Origin of the sequence: Vibrio sp. D404a (genome assembly GCF_030248535.1) — a bacterium.
Lineage (GTDB): Bacteria > Pseudomonadota > Gammaproteobacteria > Enterobacterales > Vibrionaceae > Vibrio.
In genome coordinates this window covers 1-3,836 of sequence record NZ_JAHGAJ010000061.1, presented here as the reverse complement: position 1 = coordinate 3,836, position 3,836 = coordinate 1, and the positions used below count along the sequence as shown (strand labels likewise).

3 protein-coding genes and 7 tRNA genes are annotated in these 3,836 nt (G+C 46.8%); 8 read left to right on the top strand and 2 right to left on the bottom strand.

Annotated features, from left to right (window positions below; translation table 11 throughout):
* Positions 1-876 (bottom strand): archaetidylserine decarboxylase (asd, locus tag KI655_RS24050; RefSeq protein WP_285409214.1); only part of this gene is annotated, 876 nt, incomplete at its 3' end.
* Positions 877-1,023: 147 nt separating this feature from the next.
* A complete protein-coding gene (gene rsgA, locus KI655_RS24045; RefSeq protein WP_285409212.1) occupies positions 1,024-2,079 on the bottom strand; it encodes a small ribosomal subunit biogenesis GTPase RsgA in 1,056 nt (351 codons plus the stop codon).
* 152 nt (positions 2,080-2,231) lie between these two features.
* Between rsgA and orn the strand changes: the two genes are divergently transcribed.
* From orn to KI655_RS24005, 8 genes are all read left to right on the top strand, one after another.
* Positions 2,232-2,777: an oligoribonuclease gene (gene orn, locus KI655_RS24040; protein ID WP_285409211.1), complete on the top strand. Its 546-nt coding sequence runs from the start codon at positions 2,232-2,234 to the stop codon at positions 2,775-2,777.
* 180 nt (positions 2,778-2,957) lie between these two features.
* A tRNA-Gly gene (locus KI655_RS24035) sits at positions 2,958-3,033 on the top strand.
* A 54-nt stretch (positions 3,034-3,087) separates the two neighbouring features.
* Positions 3,088-3,163: transfer RNA gene (locus KI655_RS24030), tRNA-Gly, on the top strand.
* Positions 3,164-3,217: 54 nt separating this feature from the next.
* Positions 3,218-3,293 (top strand) — tRNA-Gly (locus KI655_RS24025).
* Between the two features lie 54 nt (positions 3,294-3,347).
* Positions 3,348-3,437 (top strand) — tRNA-Gly (locus KI655_RS24020).
* A 54-nt stretch (positions 3,438-3,491) separates the two neighbouring features.
* A tRNA-Gly gene (locus KI655_RS24015) sits at positions 3,492-3,567 on the top strand.
* Between the two features lie 39 nt (positions 3,568-3,606).
* Positions 3,607-3,683 (top strand) — tRNA-Met (locus tag KI655_RS24010).
* 33 nt (positions 3,684-3,716) lie between these two features.
* A tRNA-Gly gene (locus tag KI655_RS24005) sits at positions 3,717-3,792 on the top strand.
* The last annotated feature ends 44 nt before the right edge of the window (positions 3,793-3,836 follow it).

The window sequence follows — 3,836 nt, the reverse complement described above, 5'->3', positions numbered from 1 at the left end:
TTCTGCTTCTGCTTCTGCTGACGCGATGTGCGCGAAAGGTGTACCAAGAACCGTTTTCTCACCATTTGCCATGCTGTCATCGAACTTGATTGCATCTTTAGCGAATAGGTTAATTACCGTAGAGCCTAGCTTAAAGCGGCCCATCTCTTCACCTTTCTTCAGGATAACCGCTTTGTCGCCTTCAGCTGGGTAATCCCACTTGTAAACTGTGTTACCGCGAGGTGGCGTGATGGTGCCAGCCCATACTTGCTCAATGCTACCTACAATCGTTGCACCAACCAGTACTTGAGCCATAGGACCAAACTCAGTATCGAAGATACAAACTACACGTTCGTTACGAGCAAATAGGTTTGGAACGTTCTCTGCCGTTAGAGGGTTTACCGAGAATAGATCGCCCGGTACGTAAATCATCTGGCGCAGAGTGCCGTCACATGGCATGTGAACACGGTGGTAATCGCTTGGCGATAGGTACAGTGTTGCAAATTCACCGTCTTTGAACTCGTCAGCTAGGTTAGCGTCGCCGCCCAGTAGCTCGCGCGCTGAGAAGTCATGACCTTTCGCTTGAATTAGTTTGCCATCAGTAATTGGACCGAACTGGCTAACACGAGCATCCGCTGGGTGAACGATAACAGATTCGCCTTCCGCGATTGGACGCATGCCTTCTTTTAACTCACGCACGAAGAATTCGTTGAAAGTTTTAAAGTGTTTTGGGTCGCTGTGAAGGGCTTCATCCATGTTCACTTTGTACTGCTTAATGAACCAGTTAATGATCGCTGTGGTTAAACCGCCCGCTTTAGCAGACGCCAGTTTACCGACCAGACGAGTCAGTCCATGTTGTGGAATCCAGTACTGCAATCCAACTTTGATCTTATCCATTGTATTAATATTCCAATGTTGTGTATTTCTTCAATGAAAATCAGTTAATGACGGTTTTGGGCGCGAGATGTTACTCAATATCGCGCCAATTGTCAGTAGGTGTGCAAACTTTGGTTGCAACTGCCTAGAGTTATTCACAAAAATGACTTAAAGGTCAGCCTTCTTGTTTCTCGAATATTGCCTGTTCGCTTTGTTCTCGACCATGCTCTCAATGATTCGATGGTAGTTCTCAAAGCGAGTGCGGCTGATCTTTCCTTCCTCTACGGCTTCACGAAGAATACAGCCTGGGTCATCATTATGCTTACAGTCTCGGAACTTACAGCCGCCTAGGTACGGCTTAAACTCAACAAAGGCTTCGGTGATGGCTTCTGGCTCTAAGTGCCACAAACCGAACTCACGAACCCCCGGAGAGTCAATCAAGTCACCGCCAGATGGGAAGTGGTATAGTCGCGCTGCAGTAGTCGTGTGTTGACCAAGGCCAGAGTTTTCAGACACTGCACCTTCTTCGATATCTAGGCTTGGCATCAATGCGTTAACTAGGCTTGATTTACCCACGCCAGATTGACCCACAAAGATGTTGATGCGGTTTGCGAGCTCTGCTTCAAGCTCTGCAATGCCGTAGCCCGTCTCTTTACTCACAAACAGAACTTTGTAGCCAATATCTTCATAGATGGTTAGCGTCTGTTTGTACTCTGCGAGCTGTTCTTCGCTAAGTAGGTCGACCTTGTTGAGCACAATCAGAGGCGCGATGCTTAATGTATCTGAAGCGATTAGGTAGCGGTCGATGATGTTCAATGACAGCTCTGGCAGTACCGCAGAGACAATAACCATCTGATCAACGTTGGCTGCTACCGGCTTTAGACCGTCGTAGTAATCAGGGCGAGTAAGGATAGAGGTGCGAGGCTCAACGGCCTCAACGACACCAGAGATGCCCGCCATAGATTCAAGACCGGCACGCCAGATCACTCGGTCGCCAGAGACCAAGCTTTCGATGCCACGACGTAGATTACAACGATGGATTTCATTTGTTTCTACATCTTCAATATCCGCATGTTGACCAAAACGAGTGATCACAAGGCCGCTTTTGGTGCCGCCAAGCATGCTCTCATCCCATTGGATGGACTCTTCTTGTTTCAGTCTTTTCTTTTGGTTACTGCGTACGCGTCGTACTTGACCTTTGGTTAACTTTTTCTTTTTCGCCACAATTTTCTACTTAACACATCTAACTTGATGATAGGGAACTCGTCATAACTGAGCTTGTTGCCATGATACTTTCCACGGCACAAAACCTAGTTTGAGTATGCTTATTTGGGTATAGTACCTCTTTTACACGCAAACAAATAGGCAGCTCCCTTATGTCCTTTAGCGATCAGAACCTGATTTGGGTCGATCTAGAGATGACAGGACTTGATCCTGAGACTCACAAAATCATTGAAATTGCTTCTATCGTTACCGATAGCGAGCTCAACATTCTTGCTGAAGGGCCTGTACTAGCGATTCATCAGCCAGATAGTGAGCTGGCAAAAATGGATGAGTGGTGTACAACAACCCATACTGGTAGTGGTCTAGTTAAGCGTGTAAAAGAGAGCACGGTTAGTGAACAAGATGCTGTTGCTCAAACGATCGAGTTTTTGGAAAAGTGGGTACCTAAAGGCAAATCACCAATTTGTGGTAACAGTATTGGTCAAGATCGCCGCTTTTTGTACAAGCACATGCCAGAGCTGGAAGAGTACTTCCACTACCGTTACGTCGACGTAAGCACACTGAAAGAACTAGCTCGTCGTTGGAAACCTGAAGTATTAGATGGTTTTAGCAAATCTGGTAGCCACCTTGCTTTGGATGATATCCGAGAGTCTATTGCAGAACTTCAGTACTATCGTAAGACCATCATCAATATCTAATTGAATCAAAATACTTGTTTTGGCTTGATTATCTGGCTGCAGAATCAACATTTTTTTGAAAATTTGTGTGCTTTTTCAGCACTTGACGAAAAAGTTGCAGATTTTTGCATTAAGGACTTGCATCACAAAAAAATGCTCTTATAATTCGCAGCCCTGAACGGCGAAAGACGTTTTCAGAATGCGACACTAGCTCAGCTGGTAGAGCGCAACCTTGCCAAGGTTGAGGTCACGAGTTCGAACCTCGTGTGTCGCTCCAATTTGTAGATTAACGTGAAAACGGTAATCGAAAGGTGAAAGACCTTTCCATGATGCGACACTAGCTCAGCTGGTAGAGCGCAACCTTGCCAAGGTTGAGGTCACGAGTTCGAACCTCGTGTGTCGCTCCAATTTGTAGATTAACGTGAAAACGGTAATCGAAAGGTGAAAGACCTTTCCGTGATGCGACACTAGCTCAGCTGGTAGAGCGCAACCTTGCCAAGGTTGAGGTCACGAGTTCGAACCTCGTGTGTCGCTCCAATTTGTAGATTAACGTGAAAACGGTAGTCGAAAGGTGAAAGACCTTTCCGTGATGCGACACTAGCTCAGCTAGTTTAGCGAATCCTTACCAAGGTTGAGGTCACGCCTAAGCCTTGAAGATCGGGAACCTCGTGTGTCGCTCCAATTTGTAGATTAACGTGAAAACGGTAATCGGAAGGTGAAAGACCTTTCTGTGATGCGACACTAGCTCAGCTGGTAGAGCGCAACCTTGCCAAGGTTGAGGTCACGAGTTCGAACCTCGTGTGTCGCTCCAAATTGATAGCTTTCATTGTGCTTAACAATGACATCCGGACGCGGGATGGAGCAGCTTGGTAGCTCGTCGGGCTCATAACCCGAAGGTCGTCGGTTCAAATCCGGCTCCCGCAACCACATTACAGTTAAACGCGACAGCGGTTAACTTATGCGACACTAGCTCAGCTGGTAGAGCGCAACCTTGCCAAGGTTGAGGTCACGAGTTCGAACCTCGTGTGTCGCTCCAAATTGAAGACTCATCAACTTAATTGATGCATCCGGACGCGGGAT